The organism is Burkholderia latens, from assembly GCF_902499045.1.
GTDB lineage: Bacteria > Pseudomonadota > Gammaproteobacteria > Burkholderiales > Burkholderiaceae > Burkholderia > Burkholderia latens.
Genome location: NZ_CABVPL010000063.1, coordinates 1 through 22,956 on the forward strand (window position 1 = coordinate 1; position 22,956 = coordinate 22,956).

General features: G+C 65.3%; 19 protein-coding genes. 8 read left to right on the forward strand and 11 right to left on the reverse strand.

Features of this window, described 5'->3' with window-relative positions:
• The first annotated feature begins 462 nt into the window (after window positions 1-462).
• Window positions 463-900, forward strand: coding sequence for an ATPase (locus tag BSE24067_RS29130; protein WP_170297513.1), 438 nt, complete (start codon window positions 463-465; stop codon window positions 898-900).
• Between the two features lie 134 nt (window positions 901-1,034).
• Here BSE24067_RS29130 and BSE24067_RS29135 read toward each other — a convergent pair whose 3' ends face one another.
• The 4 genes from BSE24067_RS29135 to BSE24067_RS29150 form a co-directional block, all read right to left on the reverse strand.
• Window positions 1,035-1,739: a DUF429 domain-containing protein gene (locus tag BSE24067_RS29135; RefSeq protein ID WP_151066214.1), complete on the reverse strand. Its 705-nt coding sequence runs from the start codon at window positions 1,737-1,739 to the stop codon at window positions 1,035-1,037.
• Window positions 1,740-1,748: 9 nt separating this feature from the next.
• The gene (locus BSE24067_RS29140; protein WP_151066215.1) at window positions 1,749-2,273 is read right to left on the reverse strand and encodes an HD domain-containing protein; all 525 of its coding nucleotides are present in this window, start codon (window positions 2,271-2,273) and stop codon (window positions 1,749-1,751) included.
• Window positions 2,274-2,395: 122 nt separating this feature from the next.
• Window positions 2,396-5,866, reverse strand: a complete 3,471-nt coding sequence (locus BSE24067_RS29145) for an ATP-binding protein (RefSeq protein WP_151066216.1) — start codon at window positions 5,864-5,866, stop codon at window positions 2,396-2,398.
• A 3-nt stretch (window positions 5,867-5,869) separates the two neighbouring features.
• Window positions 5,870-7,120, reverse strand: coding sequence for a metallophosphoesterase family protein (locus BSE24067_RS29150; RefSeq protein WP_151066217.1), 1,251 nt, complete (start codon window positions 7,118-7,120; stop codon window positions 5,870-5,872).
• Window positions 7,121-7,441: 321 nt separating this feature from the next.
• Between BSE24067_RS29150 and BSE24067_RS29155 the strand changes: the two genes are divergently transcribed.
• Window positions 7,442-7,819, forward strand: coding sequence for an AraC family transcriptional regulator (locus tag BSE24067_RS29155; RefSeq protein WP_244130545.1), 378 nt, complete (start codon window positions 7,442-7,444; stop codon window positions 7,817-7,819).
• Between the two features lie 294 nt (window positions 7,820-8,113).
• Here the strand turns inward: BSE24067_RS29155 and BSE24067_RS29160 are convergent, their stop codons facing one another.
• A complete protein-coding gene (locus tag BSE24067_RS29160; protein WP_151066218.1) occupies window positions 8,114-8,653 on the reverse strand; it encodes a hypothetical protein in 540 nt (179 codons plus the stop codon).
• Between the two features lie 265 nt (window positions 8,654-8,918).
• On the opposite strand from BSE24067_RS29160, the gene BSE24067_RS29165 reads away from it, so the two are divergent.
• Window positions 8,919-9,857: a tyrosine-type recombinase/integrase gene (locus tag BSE24067_RS29165; RefSeq protein WP_151066219.1), complete on the forward strand. Its 939-nt coding sequence runs from the start codon at window positions 8,919-8,921 to the stop codon at window positions 9,855-9,857.
• A gap of 34 nt (window positions 9,858-9,891) precedes the next feature.
• Here the strand turns inward: BSE24067_RS29165 and BSE24067_RS29170 are convergent, their stop codons facing one another.
• The 3 genes from BSE24067_RS29170 to BSE24067_RS29180 form a co-directional block, all read right to left on the reverse strand.
• On the reverse strand, window positions 9,892-10,371 hold the full coding sequence (locus BSE24067_RS29170) for an RES family NAD+ phosphorylase (RefSeq protein ID WP_151066220.1): 480 nt from the start codon (window positions 10,369-10,371) through the stop codon (window positions 9,892-9,894).
• Complete coding sequence (parS, locus tag BSE24067_RS29175; protein ID WP_151066221.1) at window positions 10,368-10,823, reverse strand: type II RES/Xre toxin-antitoxin system antitoxin; 456 nt, start codon at window positions 10,821-10,823, stop codon at window positions 10,368-10,370. Before parS ends, BSE24067_RS29170 begins: the two co-directional genes overlap by 4 nt.
• Window positions 10,824-11,175: 352 nt before the next feature.
• On the reverse strand, window positions 11,176-11,817 hold the full coding sequence (locus BSE24067_RS29180; protein WP_151066222.1) for an HD domain-containing protein: 642 nt from the start codon (window positions 11,815-11,817) through the stop codon (window positions 11,176-11,178).
• Between the two features lie 223 nt (window positions 11,818-12,040).
• Here BSE24067_RS29180 and BSE24067_RS29185 point away from each other — a divergent pair, with 223 nt between their 5' ends.
• The 3 genes from BSE24067_RS29185 (at window position 12,041) to BSE24067_RS29195 (ending at window position 14,565) form a co-directional block, all read left to right on the forward strand.
• Window positions 12,041-13,006 (forward strand): GlxA family transcriptional regulator, encoded by a 966-nt coding sequence (locus tag BSE24067_RS29185; RefSeq protein WP_151066223.1) that lies wholly within the window; start codon window positions 12,041-12,043, stop codon window positions 13,004-13,006.
• 229 nt (window positions 13,007-13,235) lie between these two features.
• Window positions 13,236-13,547, forward strand: a complete 312-nt coding sequence (locus BSE24067_RS29190) for a DUF4148 domain-containing protein (protein ID WP_151066224.1) — start codon at window positions 13,236-13,238, stop codon at window positions 13,545-13,547.
• Between the two features lie 304 nt (window positions 13,548-13,851).
• A complete protein-coding gene (locus BSE24067_RS29195; protein WP_151066225.1) occupies window positions 13,852-14,565 on the forward strand; it encodes a dienelactone hydrolase family protein in 714 nt (237 codons plus the stop codon).
• Between the two features lie 290 nt (window positions 14,566-14,855).
• Here the strand turns inward: BSE24067_RS29195 and BSE24067_RS29200 are convergent, their stop codons facing one another.
• Window positions 14,856-15,797: a LysR family transcriptional regulator gene (locus BSE24067_RS29200; protein WP_151066226.1), complete on the reverse strand. Its 942-nt coding sequence runs from the start codon at window positions 15,795-15,797 to the stop codon at window positions 14,856-14,858.
• Window positions 15,798-16,017: 220 nt separating this feature from the next.
• Window positions 16,018-17,307: an adenylosuccinate synthase gene (locus tag BSE24067_RS29205; protein WP_151066227.1), complete on the reverse strand. Its 1,290-nt coding sequence runs from the start codon at window positions 17,305-17,307 to the stop codon at window positions 16,018-16,020.
• 139 nt (window positions 17,308-17,446) lie between these two features.
• Here BSE24067_RS29205 and gcvA point away from each other — a divergent pair, with 139 nt between their 5' ends.
• Window positions 17,447-18,352, forward strand: coding sequence for a transcriptional regulator GcvA (gene gcvA, locus BSE24067_RS29210; protein ID WP_151066228.1), 906 nt, complete (start codon window positions 17,447-17,449; stop codon window positions 18,350-18,352).
• Window positions 18,353-18,754: 402 nt separating this feature from the next.
• Here the strand turns inward: gcvA and BSE24067_RS29215 are convergent, their stop codons facing one another.
• On the reverse strand, window positions 18,755-19,072 hold the full coding sequence (locus BSE24067_RS29215; protein ID WP_151066229.1) for a DUF4148 domain-containing protein: 318 nt from the start codon (window positions 19,070-19,072) through the stop codon (window positions 18,755-18,757).
• Window positions 19,073-21,582: 2,510 nt separating this feature from the next.
• Here BSE24067_RS29215 and BSE24067_RS29220 point away from each other — a divergent pair.
• Window positions 21,583-22,899 (forward strand): replication initiation protein, encoded by a 1,317-nt coding sequence (locus BSE24067_RS29220; RefSeq protein ID WP_151066230.1) that lies wholly within the window; start codon window positions 21,583-21,585, stop codon window positions 22,897-22,899.
• The last annotated feature ends 57 nt before the right edge of the window (window positions 22,900-22,956 follow it).

The window sequence follows — 22,956 nt, forward strand, 5'->3', positions numbered from 1 at the left end:
ATGAACCGCCTTTCTTCGCTCGTCAACAACTTTCTGAACTGCTTCGTCGTGACCGCGAGGGGTTCAGCTTCGTGTGCTCAGCGGCTGCTACCGCAACCTGCAAGCACCGCTTCCCTTCCTCCTCCGCGCCGCCTTGCCATCAGCGCGAAAGAGGCGTGATTCTAGGCACCCATCCCACCCCGCGCAACCCCTTTGTGAAAATATTCTTGAAAAAGCCCCCGTGCGCTGCCGCGCACGGCGGCTTTACTTATGGCGCTCCGCATACATGCGTGGCGAGCCGGCGACGACCGAAAAAGCATTCTTCCTTCTCCCTGTATAGAAGAAATAGAAGAAGCAGCACCGCGCCCCGCGTTCGATCTCTCCCCGCCCTCGATTCGCACCAATAGCCACGCTGCGGAACCATCAAAGCACATCCCACCGTCGAGTATCATGCCGCGATCGAACAACGCACTCATACCGACGATGGACAGCACCACCCAATCCGGCGACGCCGATCTTCGCGACGAGTACGTCGCACTGCGCGAACGCGCCGTCATGCTGGAAGAAAACGTTCCGCCGCTTCTGCAACGGATCTCGGGTGTCCTGCCGCGCATCTGCGGCGAATCCGAACTGGCGGACGAGCATCGGGAACGGCTCGTCGGCGCGCGCAATGCGGCGATGGTGTCGATCGAAAACTATCAACAGGCGATCCCGTTTCTGCAAACCGCCGACTCGATCATCGAGCAGCTCGACAAGACACCCGAGCGCGACGAGGACGCCGAGTGGCGCGAATCGCTACTGCAGCGGCTCGACGAACTGATCGACGTCGCGGTCGTGATGATCGACGATGCGCAAATTTATTATGAGCAGGCCGACGCTTGTGATCTGTCGAGCGTCCCGAAGTCCATCCTCGACGACTGAGCATCACCGCCGGCGCACGTACCGTGCATCTACGCGTATGTCGCCGCAACCTGCCGCCGAGTCCGCCGATCAACTGTCGCCGCGCTACGCCTTCCACGCCGACAGTCCCCGCACATCCCCCGAAAAAGCTCGCCTCAGCCGCGCGCACTCCGCGGCTGGAGCCCATCGAGAACGATCGGCTCGCCGACGACCGGCACACGGATATACCCGCCCTCCGCGTCGCCGTACGCATGCGCTTTTCCGTCGATCACGTATTGTGCGGTCAACGCACACAGCGTGGCGTCCCGCGCATCGACCGATCGCAATGCCGACACGTCGATCCCGAGCTGCGTCAGCAATTGCCGCCGCTGAACGCGCTTCAGCTTCGCCGACGCGACCGCCTTGCCGAGCATCGCGCACGTAATCGCATACGGATAGGTCTCGAAGCTCACGCGTCCGCCGGCATACCGTGCATCAGTCAGCAGCGGATAGACAGATGCCAGCGCGCGATACACGCGCTCGCCCGTGAACATCCAGTCGAAGAAACCGGACGCGCTCGCCATGGCCTGCTCGCGCGACGGCGTCGGGAAACACGAAATCCGCTCGCGTGCGAGCGCCTGCTCCGCAGCCCGACGTCCGGTTCCCGTCCACCACAGGCTCGGTGCATCGACGCCGACGGCCATCACGTCATGCGCGATGCACAGCGCAGGCAGTGCTTCCGGCGCAATCCGCGCCTCGCGACAGACGATCGTCGAGCCGCGCAGGATCACGAGATCGCACAGCTTCCTGTCGCCGCCGACGTCGACGCCCGCGACCGCGGCCAATGACCGCGCAACGGATCGGGATCGTGCCGCCCGCATGGCCGCGCGTCAGTTCGCCGGCCGCGCGTCGTACGCGGCATCGAAGATCGCCTCCAGCCCCGGATGCACGCCGCGCATCCGGTCGACCACCGACTTCGCCCAGTCGAAGTACGCCTGCTTGCGTTCGAGCGGCCAATCCGCAGGCGGATGCCGTGCGATGTCGCGCAGGTTGCAGATCTTGTCGGCCAGCTTCACCAGCTTCGCGCGCCGGCTGAGGGTCGCCGCATGCTCGACCTGCAGACGCTTGCGCTCGTCCTTCGGCAACGACTTGTCGTCGGTGACTTCCATCACGATGTCGGCGACATCCTTGCCGAACAGCCGCAGCAGTTCCTGTTCGGTCGTCTCCGTATCCTCGATCGTGTCGTGCAGCACCGCCGCGACGATCACGCGCTCGTCCTCGATGCCGGCTTCGTTGGCCAGCACGTCGGCCAGCGCGATCGGATGGTTGATGTACGGCGACGCGTCGTCGTCCTTGCGCCGCTGATTGCGATGCTTGTCCGCCGCGAACGCGATGGCAGCTACCAGCTTGTTCATTGTCGAATCCCCTCGTGTGGCCGGCGCCGCGACCGGCCGAACCGGTCGCGTGCAATTCGGAACCGCACATACTACCTGCACGCGATGACCATTCCCACGTATTGGATATCGGCCACCCGGCGTCATGCACCGGCAGCCTCGCGCTGCAATGCGACCACGTTCACCTGCGCGCCGAACACGTCGCGCACGAGCGGCAGCAGGTGATCGTGGTGAGTCAGGAACAGCACCTGGGTCCGCGTCGACAGATCGCGCAGCGCCTCGAGCCCGGCCTTCGCGCGCGCATCGTCGAAGTTGATGAACAGATCGTCGGCGACGAACGGCAGCGCGCCCCTGCTGGCGAGCTGCAGTTCGAGCGCCGCGATCCGCAACGCGAGGAACAGCTGGTCGCGCGTCCCTTCGCTCAGGCCGGCGACCTCGACCGACGTGCCCTTCGTGCGGCGCGCATAGAGAGCGGGCGGCGTCCGTTCGGTGTCGACTGTCAGCCGCGCGAATTCGCCGAGCGTGAGCCCCGCGAAAATCTCGCCCGCCCGGCGCAGCATCGGCCCCTGCTTCTGGTCACGATAGCGATCGGTCGCCCACTTCAGCAGACGGCTCGCGGTCGCCACTTCCAGATACTGCTCGGCCGCGTCGCCCATTGCCGCCAGCGCTTCCTGCCGCTTCGCCTCGGCCACCGCCGCGTTCGCCTGCCCGTCGATCGCGCCGAATGCCTGCTGGGCCACGACCTGTTGCCGCGCGAGTTCGTTCAGGCGTTTGCCGACGTCGGCCAGCGCCTGCTTCACGGCTTCGAGATGCGCGGGCACGTCGGCGATGTCCTGTTCTGCGACCTCGGCCTCGACGGACGACTGGGACAACCCGTCGCCGTCGCGCACGAGCGCCTCCTTCGCGGCTTCGACGGCCTGCCGCAGCGCGCGCTGCCGATCCGATCGTTCGGCCAGCGGCAGTGCCGCGTCGATCGACGCGACGCCGGCCAGTTGCAGCAACGGTTGAATGCGCGCATCCGCACCGGCGACGGCCGCAGCCGCATCGGCGACCTTGCCGTCCGCCTGCCGCACCGCGTCGTCGGCACGTGCGATTGCCCGCGCGGTTTCCCGGGCAGCCGCCACGCGCATCGTCAACCGGCGCGCGACGTCGAGCCAGTCGCCGCCCGCCAGCCATGCAGGCTCCAGCGCTTCGGCAAGCCGCCGTGCGCCGGTCTCGAGCGCGGCCAACTCCGCACGGATCGCGGCGATCCGGCTACGCGGCGCATCGGCGCCGGCCAGTTCGGCCGTCACCGTATTCGCCAGCGCGAGTGCACCTTCGGCCGCAGCCAGCGTCACCGCGTTCGCGGACAGCTTCGCGTCGGCGAGCGCGTCGCGCCATTGCGCGTGCCATGCGTCGTACGCGGTCTGGGCCTGACCGGCGCGCGAGCGGGCCGTCGCGCAGCCGCGCTCGGCTTCGCGTGCGCGATCCTCGAGGCTGTCCTTCTGGGCGAGCGTCTTCTCTGCCGACTGCACGAACGTCTCGGCGATCGCGACGAGTGCGGCCAGTCCGTCGGCATCGTTGCCGCGCGATACCAGCCGCAGCGCCGAACGCAACGCGGCTTCCGCACCGGCGCGTGCATCGCGGATCGTCGCGAATTCGCGACGCAGACGGTCGAGCTCGACCTGCGCCGCGAACACCGTGTCGCGCTTCGCGAGCCAGTCGCCCATCGCCGCGAGCGGCATGCCCGGTACGCCGGCCGTCGCCGCCAGTGCCGCCCATGCGTCACGATGCGCCGTCAGCTCGCGCTCGCGTTCGTCCACGGCTGCCTGCCGGCGCGTCAACACCGCGCGCGCGGACTCGACCTGCTGGCGCAGCGATTGCAGCGTCGCCGCGGCCTGCGTCGCGCCGAGCTGCGCGTCGACGAGTTCGTCGGCGAGGCGAATCGCATCGTCGACGGCCGGCGCGCCGGTCGCAAGATCGATCGCACCGCTGCGGACGTCGCCCCACGCACCGTCGCGACGCGCGCGCGCCGCGTGCACGTCGGCGGTCGTGACGACCTTGTGGGTCTCCGCGAAATGCTTCTCCTGCAGTTCGAGCCGCTCGAGTTCTTCGCGCGCAGCGTCCCGCGCGTCGCGCGCGGCAGCCGCCGCGCTCGCGCGTTCGCTCGCTTCGTTGAGCAGCGCACCGAGCCGCGCAGCCGACGGCACGTCGAGCAACCGCAGCGCATCGACCGGCTTGCGCCATTGGCCGAGCGCATCGAGCGCGTCGGCGAGTGTTCGCTCCGCGGCAGCGATGTCGCGTTCGAGCGCCTGCTCGCGCTGACCGCTGCCGCGAAATCCCTGCGCATCGGCGAGGGCCGCGCGCAGCACTTCGGGCACCTCGACCGTCGACAGTCGCGCCAGTTGGTCCTGCACTTGCGCCAGCTCCCGAGTGCGCTCGTCGAGCGCCTCGCGCGCACCGGCCAACGCCTGATGCAGCGCGCCGTGATCGCGCAACAGGTTCGCGACAGTCTTCAGCGACAGCGCGCTCGGCAGCGCGGCGCGCAGCGACGGCTCGTCGGTCGGCCAGCCGAGCTGCGCGGCGGCGGCGCCGGCGGCCGACAGATGCCGCTGGACTTCCGCACCGAGCAGCAGCAAGTCCTGTGCGTGATTCATGCATGCGCCGCGCAACCGGTCGAGCGCTTCGATGTCGCCTTCGAGTGCCAGTACGTCGGCATCCGGCTCGATCGCATCGCGTGCCTGCCGTTTCGCGAGCAGGTCCGCACGCCGCTCTTCGAGCACCTTGCGCTCGGCCGCGAGGTCGCCTTGCGCTTTCAGCAGATCCGCGTACGCAGTCGGCGGCAACTCGACGACGGCACCGAGCTCGGCGAGCGCCGCTTCCTTGATCGTCAGCTCCTTCAGGTACGGCGCCAGTCGGCGCACGCGTTCGAGCTTCGAGCGCAGCGCCTCGAGGCGACGCTGCTCCGCGCGCGCCTGCTCGATCTCGTGCTCGATTGCATCGCGCGCTTCCTTGCGATCGACCCAGTCGCGCGTGCGCACCTGGACCGCCTTCAGTTCGCCGACGGCTTCGTTGAACAGCGCCTCCGCCTGCGCGAACGCGCTGCCGCTGCGTCGCGGCGCCCACAGCTCCGCGGCGCGCGCGTCGAGTTCGTCGCGCACCGGCCCGAGCGTGCCGACGCCCGCCGCCGATTCGAAGAGCACCTGGCCGAGCTTGTCGGATGCGTCGAGAATGCTGCGGCCGCCATCGACGAGGCGCCCATGGTCGAGCCCGAACATCTGCTCGAAGAACTCGCGCGTCGCGCCGTCAAGGACCGCAGTCAGATAGTCGTCCGGCAGCTTGTCGTCGGCCGGCGTACGCAATGGGCTGCGCCCGCGCGCGCGATGAAACGCGAGCGTGCCGGTGCGGCCGTCCAGCACGCCGCCGATCCGCAGTTCGGGCGTCGCATGCAGGAAGTCGAGCGGCGTCTGCAGCTTCATCCCGAACAGCAGTTCCGACACGGCCGTGCGGATCGTCGACTTGCCGGCCTCGTTCGGCCCCACGATCACGTGGAAGTCCTGCGTTGCCGACGGAAAGCGCAGCGTTTCGTCGGTGAACTTGCCGTACTTGATCAGATCGAGCTGGCTGATGCGCATCGCTTACTCTCCCCTCGCCAGCCGCGCGAGCAGCGCGGGCCCGACCTGCTCGACCAGCGCCGCGAGTTCGCCGGCGCGCGCCATCGTCAGCAGCGGCACTTCCTCCTTCACGTCGCTGCGCACCTTGCCGACGAACGGCCTCAGGTCGCGTTCGAGCAGCGCGAGGAAGTCCGGATCGTGCGCGGCCTCCGCCAGGATCCGCTTCAGATCCTCCAATGCCTCGAACTGCTCGCTCTCGCGCTGCGGCTGCGCCGGCGCGGACGTCGCGAGCCGCACCTTCTCCAGCCACAGCCGTTCGTTGCCGATGATGCCGATCTGGTTCAGCACCTCCGCGCGCAACTGCGGTGCGCGGCCGAAAAAGAGACCGTGCGCGGGCGTCCGCCCGCTGACCGTCACGCGCACCGCGCGCGGCACGTGGCCGTCCACGCTCAGCAACGTCTCGAGCGACTGGCCGATCTTTCTCGACAGATCGGCGACGGTGAAGCAGTCGGACGCATCGACCGACACGGCTTCCCAGCGCAGCACGTCGAGGTACAGGCGTTCGACGTGCGTGCGGCCCTGCTCGACCGTCACGATGACCGCGCCGCGGCGGCCCGTCTCGCGGATATGGCGGCCCTGCAGGTTGCCGGGAAACACGACTGTCGACGGCCCCGTCCATTGCTGAAACTCGTGCACGTGGCCGAGCGCCCAGTAGTCGTAGCCTTTCGCATGCAGTTCCGCCAGCGAGCACGGCGCGTAGTTCGCATGCAGCGCATGGCCTTCGAGCGCGGTGTGCAGCACGCCGATGTTGTAATGACCCGGCACGGGGTCCGGATAGCCGATCGCGAGATTGTCGACGACCGCCTTGTCCTTGAAGCTCTGCCCGTGCAGCGCGACGTCGAATTCCGGCAGCGTGAACGTCTCCGGCTTCCGGTGTCCGAACACGGTCACGTTGTCGGGCAAGGTCAGCTTCTTCGTCATCTCGCTCTCGGCATCATGATTGCCGCCGAGCACGAATACGCGAATGCCGGCCTTGCGCAGGCGGCCCATCTGCTGGCCGAAGAAGATGCCGGTGTTGTGGTCCTTCCAGTCGCCGTCGTACAAGTCGCCGGCAATCACGAGGAACGCGACTTCCTCTTCGATTGCACGATCCACGAGCTGCCGCAGCGCCTCGCGCGACGCGTTGCGCAACTGCGCGGCCGGCGCGTCGGGATACGCGCTCAGGCCGTGCAACGGGCTGTCAAGGTGAATGTCTGCCGCGTGGATGAACTTCACGGAGGTTCCTCTGATTCAAGACGAAGGGGCGATGGCGACCGGCATTGTGCACTGTGAAACGGCGAGTGTGGCCGAAGCGCGACGCTCGAATTCGGGAATCGGCGCGCAGGGACGGGATTTCACCACGGCCGCCGAAGATCGCCGCCCCCCGCGGTAAAAACGCATTGCCAATCGCCGATTGTGTGCGCATTGTCGGCAAACGCCTTCGTCGATCGCCCAATCCGCCATGCAGCCCACCCGTTTGCCGTCCGCGGTATCCGTTGCCGACGCGACGCCGTTCATCCGGCGCTTCGCGTGCAATGACGTCGACAGCCATGCGGAATGCACGCACGGCCGTCGATCCGGCTCGATCAACTGTCGCCCGGCCCATTCCACGGAACGCTGCACGAAATCCGCTTCGACGGCATGCAACTGCTGCGCGAACGCGTCAATCGCGCGCTGCTCAAGCGCGGCGACCAGTGCGCCGGCAGCACGTCGTTCAGCATTCCGCTGGCAACCGCCGGCGCCGGCTACTGCGGCGGCACGCCGCTGCGCGACAAGGCGTGGCTCGTTTCCGGCGGCACGTCGCTGCTGTTTTCGCTGGCCGCGCAGCTCGAGCGGGCCGCACCGTGGGCGGGGCGCATTCCGCCGGTCAGCGCCGCGTCGATCGATGCGGCATGCGTGCCCGGCGCGGACGCGGTTTGGAAGCGGATGCGATAGCAGTGCGCGTCGCGGTCGAGCGGCTGACGCATCACGCGTGGCCCGGCGACCGGCAAGCAGCATCGACGTCGCGCCGCGCCACGTTTAGTTCGGACTCCGTCCCGTCTATTTCTTCGGACGGCAACGCAACGACAGCAAGGTGTGGTCGTCCGAGCAGTCGTTCGCTTCGAGACGAAATGAGCGGCGGGCCACGGCCGGCCGATAGACGACGAGCGCTCGCGCGATGTTCGTACCCGTCAACAAAAAACCCGGCCCGCATCGAAGCGGACCGGGCGTTCACGGAAAACGTATCGCTTACAGCGCGCCGCCTTGTGCCGACGCCGATCCCTTCACGCCGACCGATGCGCCGCCCTGTACCGAGTTCGTCGCGCCTTCGAGCGCTTCGCCGGCCTTCGCCTTCGCGCCGCCGGCGACATCGCCCGCCGTCGACACCGCGCGTTGCGCGTGGCTCTTCGCCGAGCCCGCGACATGCTTCACGTGTGCCTTCGTCGCATGCGCGGCCGATGCTGCCGCATCCTTTGCCGAGCCGGCTGCCGAACCGACCGCTTGCGTCGCGCCGCCGACCGTATTGCCGGCTGCCGAGCCGACATCGCCGACCGTCTTGCCGACGCCATGCAGTGCACCGCCGACGAGATTGCCCGCGCCCGAACCCGAACCGGCTGCGTTCGCGCCCGCACCAGCCTGCACGCCCACGCCGCCGCCGAGCAGCGGCGTATGGACCTGTGCGCCGACGCCGGCGGAACCCTCCGCGCCCGTCTGGGCGGTTTGGGCGAAAGCAGCCGATGCGATTGCCGTCAGCGCGGCGCCAAGCAGAATCGTGCGAATCTTGTTCATGGTCATTCTCCCCAAAGACGTTGTTGCTGCGGGCCGCTCCGTGCGGCTTGTCGCATGCCTCACCGCGACGTGCGGCAGGTGGAGCTAATGTAGCGGCGCCAACGCGCAAAACCGCCGGATTGCGGCGACTGTTACTTCCGTTGCAAATGCTGACGATTGCCTCACACTGTTTGACAATCGCCGCAACCGGCCCGTGGGTCGCGTGATCTTTCGATGCCGGCGGCGCAAGATTGCCGGCGCTGCGACGTAAGGATATAAATCCTGCATGGATACGAATCGCTGGACTCACGACCCCGTCGGCGCGTTTCGCGCGTGGCAGGAAACGGCCGCCACCGGTGCCGGCCGCCGGCCGTTCGCGCCGCGATCGATCGTGCAGCACATAGCGATGTTCGAACGTTTCCTGCGCCATCTGGTGTCGCAGCGTGTATCGCTGGCGACGTTCGGCTCCGATCACGTCGCATCGTTCCTGGTCGAGCTCGAACGGAGCTGCGCGCCGGGCACGTCGACGCGCATGCGCTATGCGAAGCTGATCGAGCGGCTATCCCGCCATCTCGTGGAGACCGGTGTGCGAACGCGCCACCCCGCCGGCCGTACGACGCGCGATCTTGCATGGCCGGATGGCGAACCGGAGCCGTGCTACCTGTCGGCTAATGCCGACGCCGCGCTACAGCGCCACGTTCAGCCGCGCCCGGACGACACGCCGGCCGCCTGCCGGAACCGCGCGATCGTTGCGCTGCTGCTCGCGAGCGGCATCACGTCGGCCGAGATACGCGCCGTGACCCGCGATGCGCTGGATCTCGACGCACGGCCGCCGGCGCTCGTCGTGCCGCGCAAGCGCGCGCGGCCGGCGCGAACGATCGCACTCGCGTCGTTTGCGTGGGCGCCGCTTGCCGCGTGGCGCTCGATCTCGGCGGATGCGCCGGCATCGGCGCTGCTGTTTCCCGCACCGCGCGGCGGCGGCGCAATGAACGACATGTTCCTGCTTCTGGTTGTGCGCGAAGCGCTGACCACGATCGGGTTCCACGCCACGGACCTGAGCCCGCGCGTACTGCGCAATACGTATGCGCGCCGCCAGTTGCTCGATGGCCATCCGCATGCCGACGTCAGCGCGATGCTGGGCCTCGCCAGTTCACGAACGGTGACGCGAATCCGGCAGACGCTGGCACCGGATGCAGCGGCGGATCGCGCCGCACGCGAACGCTGAGCGGCATTGCACACGCAACGACGCACAATCGGGTTTACACACCCTTGCTCGCATGGACCAGCCGCAGAATCCGGCTGTCGTACGGCGATTGCATGATCTCCGCGATCCGGATGCCGGACGCCGCGGGGTGCAGCGGATTCAGCAGGAAATTATGCGCATGCGGCACGACGACGCTCGGCACGCGCAGTAACGCAGTTGGTTGCGCATGCAACCATTCAGTGCCGGCGCTGCGAGTCCAGTCGACGTCTTCGCGCCAGTCGGCCGGCGCATCGCCTTCCGCGATCTCGGCAACGTCGACCGATTCGGGCACGTCGATGCGAAGCAACTGATATCCGCTCGGCAATTGCGCGACGGTGGCGATTTCGAAATGAACGAGCGTCTCGAGAAGTGCGAGTGCCGGATGCTCGGCAAGGTAGACGACCGGCTGCCCGGCATAATGCCAGCGCCCGCCCGCCCGCAATCCGCCGACGCCTTTCAGGTCCGCGTAATTGCTGATCCGCCAAAGCGTCGTCAAGCGAAGTACCCCTCGTCGATCTGCGTGAGCGCCTCTTCGACCAGTCGCGCGCCGTGTTCGGTGCTCGACATGTCGAGCGACGTGCGGCCGCCGAAGCGCTGGAGCCCGTTGCGCAGCCATGCCATCGCCTTGTCCTGGTCGCCGAACGTGGCCGTCGCCTGCGCGACGATGCGCGCGAGCCGGATCGCCTTGTCGGATTCCTCCGGCGACAGACGCTCGTGTGCCTGGCGGCGGTGGCTCAACGTGCGCCGCGGAATGATGAACGCCAACTCGTCCGATTTCAGCCCGTGCTCCGACAGCCGGTCGATCACCGCGACGTCGACGCGCGCGCTCGCCAGATCGGCCAGATCGGCGCCCGAACGCACGCGGATCGCGAGCAGTTGCTCGAGTATCGCGAATTCGGCCTGACGCGGGTGCGGGACGCCCGAAGGATGGAATGCGATCGTGCTCATGACTCTTCTCCGGCAATTTGCCCATCCATTATAGGCGTTTTGCCGGAAGCGGGCGAATCGGATCGTAGTGGTCTTTTCGGTGGCCGCTGCGGCGAGTACCAGGCGAAAGGGGCCTGCGGTGTACCCCCCGCGCCCTTGACGCGTTATCGGGTGGTGCGAATCGAAGATTCGCTTCGGAGCGCGGGAGGCGACATTCAGTATATAAAGTCGCCCGTTTACGTCATACGATTGTCACGTGACAACCCTTCCAACGAGTAACCGTCGGGAGACCGGCGCGCGCCTCCGCCGTGGCATCGAGCCCGATGCGTGCTGCACTGCGCCTTTCCGAAACACTCCCCGCTCACGACACCGATCAACCGGCCCACGCCGATCCGCGAATCACGCTGCAGAAATTGCCCGCATGGAAATGCGGATCCTTGTCGGCCAGCACATCGGCCTTCACGTTGCCGAACGTCGTGTCCGGCTTGTGCCGGATGCCGTCATAGAACGCCTGGATGATGTCCTCCTTGAAATGCGGTGTGCGCGGATGCGCGCGGACGATGGCCTCGCGCTCGACGTCGCTGTACTCGGAATACTTGAGGCCCAGCACGTCCATTTCGACACCGGCCGTCACGAGCGCGATGACTGGATGCATGTGTTGCGGAATCCCGGGCGTGGTGTGCAGCGCGATAGCGGTCCAGACGACGCCGATGTCCTGTTGCGAAATGCCTTTGCTCTGCAGGAAATCCCGGGCGGCGTTCGCGCCGTCCACTTCGAATCGCGCGCACGCGCTGCTGTGCCGATGTGTGAGCCCCATGTCGTGGAACATGCAGCCGCAATAAAGCAGCTCGGGATCGTAGCGGAGCCCGCGGCGCTGGCCGGCCAGCGCGCCGAAGTAATAGACGCGGCTCGAGTGATGAAACAGCAGTTCGGATTCGGTGTCGCGCACGAGTTCGGTGACCTCCCGAGCCAGTTGGCTGTCGGGAAGGGTGATGCCGGCAACGTTCACAGTCATGATCGACCTCCATTGAAGACAGCATCCATTCTCCGGAGGCCGCGATTTGGCAGCAATCGACGTATTACGACAATTCCTGCCATTTCGCGCGATCGGCTGCCATCGACCCCCAAACCATGAACACGCGCGCGCGTAGTCCGCTGCCGGCCGCTCGCTTCATCGCATCGCACGCCTATACTGCTACGCGTCACATTGGCCACAGCGTCACCGCGCGCAATCGAACATGCCGAAGGTCGTGGGTATTTTCGCGGTACCGGGCGTACAACTGCTCGACGTCTCCGCGCCGCTCGACGTATTCGCACAGGCGAACGCGGAATGCGGCAAGCCGTTCTATACGCTGCGAATCATCGCGAGCGAGTCAGGCCCGATCCGCACGTCGTCCGGTGCCCGGTTGCTGGCCGACTGGATCGTCCCCGACATACCGGATCGCATCGACACACTGCTCGTCGCCGGTGCGCCGGGTGCGGGCCGGATCGCGCTGCGAACCGATGTTCTCGCATGGCTGCGATCGGCCGCCGTGCAAAGCAAACGGTATGGCTCCATCTGCACCGGCGCGTTCATCCTCGCGGCAACCGGCTTGCTGAAAGGACGCCGGCTGACTACGCACTGGGCTACCGCCGACGCGCTCGCCGAAGCGTATCCGTCGCTCACGGTCGAAGCCGACGCGCTATATGTACGCGACGGCAAGCTGCGCACCGGCGCCGGCGTTACCGCCGGCCTCGATCTCGCGCTCGCGCTGGTCGAGGAAGATCTCGGCCGCGAAGTCGCGCGCCGCGTCGCCGCGCAGCTCGTCATGTTCTTCAAGCGTCCGGGCGGGCAGCTCCAGTTCAGCCGCGGCGGCGACGCGCGGCCGGCCGGGCGTTCGGTGCTGCAGGAAGTCCAGCGCTGGGTCGCGAGCCATCCCGAACTCGAGCACTCGGTGGCGGAACTGGCGAAGCATGCGGGCATGAGCCCGCGCCACTTCGCGCGGCTCTTCCGCGCGGAGGTCGGCATGACGCCGGCCGCATGGGTCGAGGCCACGCGCATCTCCGCAGCCCGACAGTTGCTCGAAAGCGGACATCACACGCCGAAGCAAGTCGCCGCGAAATGCGGCTTCACGAACGTCGATACGCTCAGAAGGTCGTTCGCGAAGCATGTCGGGATCACGCCTGCCGAATACCGGAAACGGCAGGCGGTGGTCGGCGAGTGATGCGATACGCGAAGCGCGCGTAATTTCGTCGATGCGCGGACTTGCGTCTGCTCTCCGCTCTCCGCCGCCAAGACCATCAGACGAAATCGCGCTTCGCACGGATCGTATACCCGGTTGCAATAATCATTCACTGGAACGCGTATTTCCGGCCGGTATCGCGATCGCTACGATGCAATCAACCGCTCGACGCAACCAGCGAAGCGCGAAATCTACGAAAACCGGAGGTCCCATGAAGTCGTTCATCTATGCAGTCGCCGCTGCTACCGCGCTTACCGCATCCTTTGGCGCATTCGCGCAGTCGAACCCGTCGGGCGAGCTGACGCGCGCGCAGGTCCGCGCAGAACTCGTGCAGCTCGAACAGGCCGGGTACAAGCCGGAACTGTCGGACGCGCACTACCCGAATGCGTTGCAGACCGCGCAGGCACGCGTCGCAAACGACGACACAACCGGGTACGGCGTCCAGGCTGCCGCCGGCGTGCGCGGGGGCCGGGCGATTGCGGTCAAGCCAAGCGCTCGCGATTCGGTTTATTTCGGCCAGTAAGGTAACGCACGCGGCGTACGCGCAGCTACGCGTGCCGTTGCCGACGAGACACCCCGCTCCCGCTCATCGGGGCGGGGTGTCTCGCTTCCTGCGTGCCAGACGATGCAACGCGAACGATCGACGCAATACCGGACAGGTCGCCGCCCCGCCGCTTCGCGCAGACCGCCGGCGATTGCGCATAGAATGGCCGCGTGGTCGGCGCCGGCCGAAGCGAACGCGGGCGAACCCAGCGTCACCGGACATACCGCACTCGCTGGCCGACCCGATGCCGCACTCATCGCATTTTTCGAAAAGGAGCGGTTTCATGTCTCAAACATCCGGTTCCATGATCACGTTTCGCCGCCCGGACGGGCAGGAACTGCAGGGCTACCTCGCGACGCCGGAAAAAACCGAAGGCGCGCCCGCGGTCGTCGTCATCCAGGAATGGTGGGGCCTGAATGACCAGATTCGCGGCGTCGCCGATCGCCTCGCGCGCTGCGGCTACTTCGCGCTCGTGCCCGATCTGTATCGCGGCAAATCGACGGTCGAGGAAGAAGAGGCACATCATCTGATGACCGGTCTCGATTTCGGCGACGCCGCGTCGCAGGACATTCCCGGCGCGGTGCAATACCTGAAGACGCGCGCATCGCGCGTCGCGGTCACCGGCTTCTGCATGGGCGGCGCACTCACGCTGCTGTCGCTGCAGTTCGCCGACGCGGATGCCGGCGTCACGTGGTACGGCTTCCCTCCGCTCGACTACCTCGATCCGTCGAAGATCAAGGTGCCGCTGATGGGCCACTGGGGTACGCAGGATGCGTTCTTCGCGATCGATCAGGTCGATGCGCTGGAGAAGAAGCTGACCGACGCGAAGGTCGGCATCGAGTTTCACCGCTATCTCGCGCATCATGCGTTCGCGAACGAAACGGCCGTCGGCCCGGGCCGCATCGCCGGCACGCAGTTCGATCCGGTGTGGTCGCAGATCGCGTGGGACCGCACGCTCACGTTCTTCGGGCGTACGCTCTGGAACAAACCGCAGTAACCGCGCAGCGCGCAATCACGATTGCCGCGCGCCGATGCACGGCAAGCAGAACGCCACGGACATGCATCCGTGGCGTTGTCGTTTGCGGGCAGGGATTTTTCGTTACGCGAGCGCCGGCGGCGCTGTCTGACCGACGTCGGTGCGTTCGGGCAGGATGCCCGCTTGGCAAAACGCGCGGCGATGCGCCATCAACTTCGGGATGCGAAGCATTCCGAGCATGGCAACGTCGGTTCATCAGCGACATGACGCACGCGGCGCCATTCAGCCCCGCACATGCTGGCCGTCTTCGTTCAAGATTTGCAGGAACCGCGCAGCGCCGCCTCGTCGGCGGACAGCATTTCGGGCACGCATTCCCGCAGAAAATCGACGAACGTGCGGATCTTCGCATCGAGATACTGGCGCGACGCGTACAGCGCGTAGACCGTCAGCTTCTGCAAACGATACTCGGGCAATACGCGAACCAGCGCACCGCTCGCGAGGGCGGGCACCGCGCTCGACATCGGCAATGAGCCGATCCCGAGGCCGGCGCGCAGCGCGGCACCGAGCGCGTCGGCAATGTTGACCTGGAAATCCTGCTGCGGCAGCTCGAATGTCTCTCGACCGTTCGGACCATCGAGATGCCAGCGGTCGCGCGGAAATACCGGCGTGACGATCTGCAGGCACGAATGCGCGTCGAGATCGCGCACGGTGCGCGGCGTGCCGCGCTCGTTCAGATAGGCAGGCGACGCGCACAGCACGCTGTGCACGTCACCGAGCCGCTGCGATACCAGCCCGGAATCGGGCAGCTCCGTCGTGCTCAGTTGCAGCGACACGTCGTAGCCTTCGTCGATGATGTCCGGCACGTGCTGCGACAGCGTGAGCTCGACCGCCACCGACGGGTAGCGCTGCCGGTATCGCACGACCGCAGGCACCAGGTACGCCTGCCCGAAGCTCGTTGTCGCGTGCACATGCAGGCGGCCCGACGGCTTCGCCTGCGCGTCGGCCGCCTCGGCTTCCGCTTCGTCGATATAGCCGAGGATGCGCTGACACCGGTCGAGATAGCGCTGCCCGGCGTCGGTCAATGCGATGCGGCGCGTGCTCCGGTTGAGCAGACGCGTGCGCAGGTGCGTTTCCAGTTGCGCGACCGAACGCGATGCGTACGCGGTGGTGATGTCCAGGCGCTGAGCCGCGCTCGTGAAGCTGCCCTCCTCCGCCACCCGGACGAAAATGCGCATCATCTGTAACGTGTCCATCGACATGTCTCCGGGATTGAAATCGCTTCGCCGCGGCGCAGGCCGGTCTGGCGCGAATTGTGCCGAACAGTACCGCAGCGGTGCAGGCGTGTCCAGTTGGCCGTGCGCGTCGGCGGCGCACCGTCGTTCACGCGACGGTCGATGTCCCAGGGCAATCGGCGGCCGATCGGCGCAGGCCGCATCGCGGGGCCGGCCCTGCGTGGCACGCGCGCCGGCGCGCTCAGGCCGCGTCGAACGGGTTGCTCAGCACGATCGTGTCGTCCCGCTCGGCGCCGGTCGTGATCATCGACACCGGGGCGCCCGCGACCGCCTCGATCCGTGCAATGAAATCCTGCGCGGCGCGCGGCAGCGCCGCACGATCGCGCACGCCCTTCACCGTGCCGTCCCACCCCGGGAACCGTTCGTACACCGGCTTCGCGCGTGCGTGCGCATCGAGGCCCGCGGGCAGATGCTCGACGCGCGCGCCATCAAGCTCGTAGCCGACGCACAGCTCGATCGACGTGAAACCGTCGAGCACGTCGAGCTTGGTCAGCGCGAGCGAATCGATGCCCGAGATTCGCACGGCCTGCCGCAACTGCACAGCATCGAGCCACCCGCATCGGCGCGGCCGCCCGGTGTTGACGCCGAATTCGCGCCCGCGCTCGCGCAACGCTTCGCCGGTCGCGCCGGTCAGCTCGGTAAGGAACGGGCCGCCGCCGACACGCGTCGCGTATGCCTTCGTCACGCCGAGCACGTGACCGAGCTTTGCCGCACCCAGGCCCGTGCCGGCCGCCGCGGCCGATGCAACGGTGCCCGACGACGTCACGAACGGATAGGTGCCCCAGTCGATGTCGAGCATCACGGCCTGAGAGCCCTCGAACAGGATCCGTTCGCCGCGGTCGGTCGCGTCGTTCAGGTCGGCCCACACGGGACGCACGAACGGCAAGATCTTCGGCGCGATGTCGACGAGCGTCGTCAGCATCGCGTCGCGCGAGCACGGCTCGAGCCCCAGCCCGAGAAACCACGCATTGTGGTGATCGACGAGCACGTCCAGCTTGTCGGCGAGCCGGCCCGGTTCAGCGAGATCGGCGACGCGTAGCCCGCGGCGACCGACCTTGTCCTCATAGGCTGGCCCGATGCCGCGCAGCGTGGTGCCGATGGGCTCGCGACGCAGACGCTCCTGCGCCTGGTCGATCGCGCGGTGAATCGGCAGGACCAGCGTCGCGTTCTCGGCGATCGACAGATTGTCCGGCGTGACCGGCAGCCCGAGTTCTGCCATCCGGCCGATCTCGGCCAGCAGCGCTTCCGGATCGAGCGCCACGCCATTGCCGATCACGCCGCGCTTGCCGCGCACGATACCGCTCGGCAGCAGCGCGAGCTTGTACGTCTTGTCGCCCACGACGAGCGTATGGCCCGCGTTGTGGCCGCCGTTGTAGCGGGCGACGAGATCGGCTTGCGCCGCGAGCCAGTCCACGACGCGCCCCTTGCCTTCGTCGCCCCATTGGGCGCCCACTACGACCACGTTCGGCATGCTCCATACTCCATGTGAGAAATTCAGACAGATATACCGGCCGCGATGGCCGTTTGTGTGCCATATTGGCGGAGCATGATCGCCCGATCAAACGATTAAATCTGAGTATTCGCGTGAGCAAATATCACACGAACGACACATGGCCCGACGACTCCCTCCATTGAATTCGCTGCGCGCGTTCGAAGCCGCTGCCCGTCTCGGCAGCTTCACGCTCGCCGCTGACGAGCTATGCGTCACGCATGGCGCGATCAGCCGGCATGTGCAGCAGCTCGAGGCCTGGCTTGGCCGGCCGCTGTTCGAACGGCACAACCGACGAGTCGAGCTGACCGATGCCGGCCGCGCATATCTCGCCGAGGTCGGCGCATCGTTCGACCGCATCGCGCTCGCCACCGCGCAGCATTTCGGTCAGAGGCAGCAGCGCGTGCTGCGCGTGAGCGCGCCCGCGACGTTTTCGCTGCGCTGGCTCGTGCCGAAGCTGTCGTCGTTCCAGGTTGCCCATCCGGCCATCGAAGTCCGGCTGTCGACGTCCAACGAGCCGATCGACAAACTGCGCGACAAGGTCGACCTGATCGTGCGTGGCGGCCCGCAGGCCATCGACGGATATGTTGCGGAAGAATTCCTGTCCGAAGTCCGGCTGCCCGTGTGCGCGCCGAAGCTGCTCGAGGGCCGGCCGCTGCGCACGCCGGCCGACCTTGCCGGATTCACGCTGCTGCATGCGGCGACCTATCCCGGCATGTGGCCGGAATGGCTTGCGGCGGCCGGGTGCGCGAACCTGGTGCCGCGACACTCGCTCACGCTCGAGCACTTCTATCTGACGCTGCAAGGTGCGCTTGACGGCCTCGGCGTTGCAATGGGGCCGATCGCGCTCGTCGCGGACGATATTGCCGAAGGCCGCCTGGTGCAGCCGTTCAGCGAACCGGCACTGCCGCCGTGGCGCTATTTCACTTACGTGGCAGCCGCGCGTGCGGAGGATGAAGCCGTGCGGGCATTCAAGGATTGGCTGAAAGCAACGGGCAATGCAGTGGTGGCGAACGCGCGGCGCTGATCATGCCGGCAGTAGCGGGAACGTCGGTGCGAATTTCGGTCGATCCTCGTTCGCGCCGCGTTTGTGGTTCGTTGCCAGGCGCATGCGGAAATTTCACCGCGTTCTTTCGCATTCCATAGCAGCTACATACGAAGGCCGGTATATGGCAAGCGTCGCTGTTCGTTCGAGGGAGCGGATCGCTTTCATCGCATGTCCGTCGTGCCGGGCTAACGGCGCGAGCGAACGCATGACGATGACATACCCGGCCGACGACGGAGCCGATACGTCGGCATGGAACATGAGGAGCACGAATCGATTGTCGCGGATGCGAAGCTTCGATCAAGCGCGCACATGCATCGTGTTTTCACGGCACAAACGACAAACCCCGGCGCGAGGCCGGGGCTTGTCGTACGGCGGGGACGCTTATTGGCTTGCGCCAGCGGCTTCGCCCGCCTTCTTCTGCGCATTCTGCAGGTTCTGCGGATAGTTCGGATCGTTGGCCGCCGGCTTGTAACCAGCGTCTTCGAGCTTCTTCAGTTCGGCGGTGTTCTTCGCGCGTGCTGCCTTGTGTTCGGCTTTGCGCTTTGCCCGTGCTGCCTTGCGCGCTTCACTCTTCGCGGCTTTCGCGTCCTGGGCAGCCGGTGCGCTGGCTTCGGTCTGCGCGAACACTGGTGCCGCCGAGCCGAAGAGGAACGCTGCCGCCGTAGCAGCCAGCGTGAGTGTTTTGATCTGGATTCGCATCGCTGAACTCTCTTTTCTGATTGATCACGGATGAAAGTACATCGAGATACCGCCCCTGCTCCGATCGGCTTGCGTGTCGCGATCAGGGCCTTTGCATCATAACCGCGTTGCAAAAAATGTGGCGCCATCGTGCAAAGATTCGTGGGAACCCACAGACGAGAACCGCCACGCGCCATCGTCCGACGCATGCGGCCCAGCCTCGTCTATCGCCCGGTAACGGGACGGTACATCGCGCCGCATGGCGGTCGGGTATGTCGATCACGGCAATCGTGTGACGAACGACTCGTTCAGTCAGTCGGACGTGCGTTGTCCGTGAGGGCGAGGTTCATTGCGGTGCTGGGTGTGGGTGCGTCGGGATGATGTCGACGGATTCGTCCGCTCAATCGCGCCGCTCGCGCGACGTGATCGTCGTTCGATGAGCCGGCGCACCGGTGATATCGCGGATGAATGTGCAATGTTGTGCGTTGCTTCGGCTTGAGCCGCTGCGTCTCCCATAAACGACCACGATCGCGTGCATGCCGGGTGCGGTTCGAGCGGAGAAACTCCGGTAAAGACACAGCGTGAACGATCGGGTAGCCGGTCGCCCCACATGCGGTTACCTGTTCGACGCTGTCCGTCGCCAGTTGTGGGAAAGGACGCTTGCGTGCGCAAAGGTGAACGCTTCGAGCGGCATACGATCACGGGTCCGTGCGGGCAATCATCCGATGCCCCGTGTCAGAGAATGTGCGCCCGCTCGTCACCGTCTCTTGTCTGGATGCGTATTGTTCTGTGCGGCAGACGTACCGATTCGTCCGCGGCCGAGCATGGCTCTCGGTTTTTCGCGTGAAGCGCGTAGACGTTTCGTGATGAAGCGCCAAAATTCGGCGCCACTTCGCCGGTGAGCTTTTACAGGATGCATCGGTGCTCAATGGTGAGAACGTTCGGGATCCGCACCTGGATCTGCCGAGGCGGATTTGCACCGACACCTGGCTCACGTCCGAGACGATGCGAAAATTGTCGCGATTCATCAGGCCGCCGAGGCGCCTTCGCTGACACAGCCGGCAGATCGCGAGCTGCCTCACGTGCGTCCAAAGGTAGAAGAATGTGTGGCCCGATGAAAAGGTAGCGATCAGCCAGTGTTGTCTCCACACCGCGTATGGGCCGGGAAGCGCCGCAAGGGTCCGTTGCAGCTAGTCGAAGAGTTATCTCTGGAACTCCGGCCTCGGGCGCGCAAAACTGCTTGCCGCTGAATTGCGGTGATTTGTTGCGGTTACGGCGGAAACGAACGACAAGCACACCCCGGCTTTGACGAGCGTTTTGCGTCGATAGCTTCGGGTCGAACAGCCTGCTCCGGCGGTTTCGCGATCCCATAGACGGGAACCTAACGTCCGAAAACGCCGATTTCCTCCCATAAGTTTCTACGTTTGAGCCCTTGTGAGTGGGTACTTACCCCCTGTGGAAAGCCTTGTCAGGCTTGAAACGAATGGCGCGGCTGTCCACATCCGTGGTGACCTATGGACCCGTAAGCACGACGACTGTGTGTGCCCGCCACAGGGGGATGACTTTGGTAGCGGTTTATGGGGGTTGTTTTTCTGCACAGGCACACGTGTGTTTACATTTTTGGTAAACCACGTTTACTTCTTTAACTACCTTTAGACGGCTCAAAGCCTTGTCTGGTAAGGGTTTCGCGGGTGTTCGGTACCCATTTATGGGAGCACAGGCGGAAGAGTATGGGGCTTCAGGTCTGTGGATTTGGGGAATCGGGTACCGCGCTGTGGGAAACAGGGGTTGTGGATATGGGGCACGCGTAGCCTGTTATGGGATTCCGGCTCGAAAACGCTTGAGGTAGCCGTTTGTGGGGCACTATTTTGGTAGCCAGTTATGGGACCTTGTCACCGGGTCTTTTGTCACCCCGGTTGCTTCACGGGCGGTGTGAGGTTGCCGTTTATGGGACAGGCTCAAGGTAGCCGTTTATGGTGACTCTACACGCGTGCCTGTCTCGTTTGGCCGGGAACGATGGAGTCGGTATCCCATAAACAGGATCGGGGCCGGCGAAAGGTTCCCTTCTGTGGGGAGATCTGAAGGTAGTCATTCATGGGGGCCGTTTGCGCGATCAGGCAAACCATATCGATATAAAGGGCTGCCCGCGCACTTCCACAGGTATCCATCTATGGGACGCGTCAAAGGTACCGCGTTATGGGAGGGATGCGGACCGTGTTGCACGGCACCACGAACCGGTGACGCTCATCCCGTTCCGATGGATTTCTTCCCATGGACGGGTACCTTAGGTTCCGCAAGTCTTGTGCCGGGTTTCGCAGTCGCGGGCGACAGGTAGCAGGATTTGGGAGCGTTTTTCGGCGAAAGGTATATGGATATGGGACATTGTCTTGCTCGAAAAATCGACAATCATCATTTAAATACATGGACTTAGCGATGATAGTGAAAGTAGTACTCGAAAATAGCCCGTTGCCTGACGGCTGGAAAAGGTATAAAGTCCGCCATCAATAAGGTCACCTTCTCCGGACAACACGATGCCGCGCAAGCCCGCAATCAAAGGCTCCGACAAGCAGGTCTCGCTATTTCAGACGCCCGAGCCTCCCGATCTGCTGCGCAAGGCGGTCCAGGCGATTCATATTGCTCCGAAGTCCGGGAAGATCGGTCTGCAGCAGCGCAAGATGTTCAGCTCGCTGATCAAGAACGCCCTTCGTCAGGAAGCGTTCGAGCCAGGTCGCACGAACTTCTCGATCTCGATCGCCGCGCTTTCGCACGAGAGCGGGTTGAACAGCAATAACACGAAGTACGTGAAGGACACGGTCAACTCGCTGATCAGTACCGTCGTCAACTGGGACTACCTGGCCGCAGACCGCTCGACGGTGTGGAAGGCGTCCGGTCTGCTCGCCGGCGCCGAACTCGAGCAATCGGTGCTGAAGTACAGCTTCTCGGACCAGATTCGCAGTGAGCTGCTCAATCCGGAGATCTACGCGCTGATCGATATGCGGATCGCGCGCGAGTTCCGGCGTTCGCACTCGCTGGCGTTGTGGGAAAACACGGTGCGCTACGAGGGCATCGGCATCACCGCGAAGATTCCGCTGCCGAAATTCCGCGATCTGATTCTCGGCCAGGACAAGGCGTCGCAGTCGTACAAGGAATACAAGCTCTTCAAGAGCAAGGTCCTGGTGCCGTGCATTCAAGAGGTGAACGAAGTTTCCGACCACACGCTCGAGCTGATCGAACACAAGTCAGGCCGCAGCGTGGAGGCCGTCCAGTTCAAGGTGACGCGCAAGCAGAGCGCGGATACGGTCGAGGAAGGCGACGTCAAGAACGAGGCACTGATCGACGAGGTCGCCAAGTTCGGGATCCCGCGTTCGGAAGCGCGCCGGTTGATCACGCAGTACGGCGTACAGCGTATCAAGGCCGCGATCGCCTATACGCTCAATCGGACTACGAAGAAGAACGCGGCGCCCGTCGACAACGTGGCTGCGTATTTCCGCAAGGCGCTGACGCACGGCTACACGCTGGCCGATGGGCAGGGCACCGAAACTGCCGCGCCGGCGAAGGAGTCCGCGCAGAGCAAGCAGGAACAGATTCGCGACAAATACCTTGCTGCGAAGGTTGACGAAGCCGGTGCGTACTTCCGTGAACTGGAGATCGACGACCAGACCAAGCTGATCGAGCGCTACAACGAAACGGTGGCCGGATCGAAGGATCTGACGCTGTCGCCGAAGAAGAAGGCGAGCAAGCTCGCGCAAACCAGTTTCTTCCGATGGCTGGCGCTCGACACCTGGGGCGAGCCGACTTCGGACGACTTGCTGGAGTTCCTGCTGAGAAGCAGCCTCGCGACGAACTGATACTGATCGCTCAAGGCCTCGTAGACTCGCATGCACCGAGCGTCGGAATTCGTCCGA